This window comes from Mesotoga sp. UBA5825, assembly GCF_002432955.1.
GTDB lineage: Bacteria > Thermotogota > Thermotogae > Petrotogales > Kosmotogaceae > Mesotoga.
This window is the reverse complement of the sequence record NZ_DJHG01000140.1, coordinates 1-1,222: the sequence shown is the minus strand read 5'-3', so window position 1 is coordinate 1,222 and position 1,222 is coordinate 1. Positions and strand designations below refer to the sequence as shown.

Below are 1,222 nucleotides of genomic sequence, written 5' to 3'. Positions count from 1 at the left end.
GGTAGTCGCATCTGGCGGGCTAACCAGGGAACCAGACATGCTCAGAGAGGGTTCATCTCCGGCAATCAGCGGGGAGACAGCAACCAGTTCCCAGGCCGTGCCTTGAGTCACTTTTCCGGTAGCTGAGATTGTGACGGCTTGAGCTGTGAAACCAACTGCTAGAACAGCAAGCCAAAGAAGCAGCGCTCTGCGCTGCTTCAATACTTCGACTGTTCTGAAAAAAAGATTCATTGGTTCTATTTAAATATTAAATATCCGTAAGAGTAAAAGTAACCGTTATGACTGTATCTAGAGAATTAAAGAAGCCCCCGTCCGCGAGACCTCCTCCAAGTTCTCCAAGAGCATTCTCATCGATCTTGGCGGTGTAAGTAAGCGGATGCCCTGCCTCAGCCTCTGTACCAGTTCTTGCGAGACCTGCTCCTATCGATTCCACGAGATCACCTGTAAGCGTTGCATCAACAAACTCAACTGTTGAACCCACTCCTACATTGCCTTTCGCTGAACTAATAGTAGCGGCATCGGCTTTCAACGAAATTGAGAAACCTGCGGGAAGCCCGTCTAAAGTTGCGGTGACCTTTCTTGTAAGGCCTGCGAATCTCAGGGATGTGTATCTAAGATAAGTTGCATCATGCACAACAGTTACTATCGGAGCGTCACCGGCGAGCGGTGGTTGTGTTACCGATATACTTACTGCCGGAGCGTCTGCCGTTGTAGATCCTATGGAAGCTGCAGCACCTGTCACTGCGAGTAGAGCAATTTCATTCATTGTTACAGTTATAGTCTGTGTGTCGGTGTTCGTATCCTGAGAAAAGGCGAAACTTCCCAGCAGTGCAAGAACAGCAATTATAGCAAAAATCTTCTTCATGAATTTCCTCCTCATTGTCTATTAAAATCAAACGTATGTTTCTTTCCAATAATTACCACGTAAACGAGACTAATCCTTGTATAACGCATGAAATCAGAGGTGAGGGTTACAGAATAATTTTACACGGCTTTGAAAGTGGGGGTATGACGCACGCAATAAATTCAGCCGTCCGTGTGATTGCGTTACGATTACAACTTTAGACATCAACGACATGATCATACAATACATCCAAAGAGCTGAAAGACCAACAAAAGAAGAACCGCCTTCATCCAGAGATAACGATGGTGACATTACAAAGCAGAACGACCAGGGAAACACGCAGCAACACAACGATAAACCCAGTCCCAACAAAGGGAC

The 1,222-nt window shown here is 46.2% G+C and carries 2 protein-coding genes; both read right to left on the bottom strand.

The window, feature by feature from the left end; genetic code table 11:
• Positions 1-201: hypothetical protein (locus tag B3N33_RS12825; RefSeq protein ID WP_292593542.1), on the bottom strand; the 201-nt coding region annotated here is incomplete at its 3' end.
• A 46-nt stretch (positions 202-247) separates the two neighbouring features.
• Positions 248-865, bottom strand: coding sequence for a hypothetical protein (locus tag B3N33_RS12820; protein WP_214079646.1), 618 nt, complete (start codon positions 863-865; stop codon positions 248-250).
• Positions 866-1,222: the final 357 nt, after the last annotated feature.

Coding starts and splice junctions, on each gene's coding strand:
- B3N33_RS12820 (WP_214079646.1), bottom strand. CDS start 865: ATGAAGAAGATTTTTGCTATAATTGCTGTTCTTGCACTGCTGGGAAGT.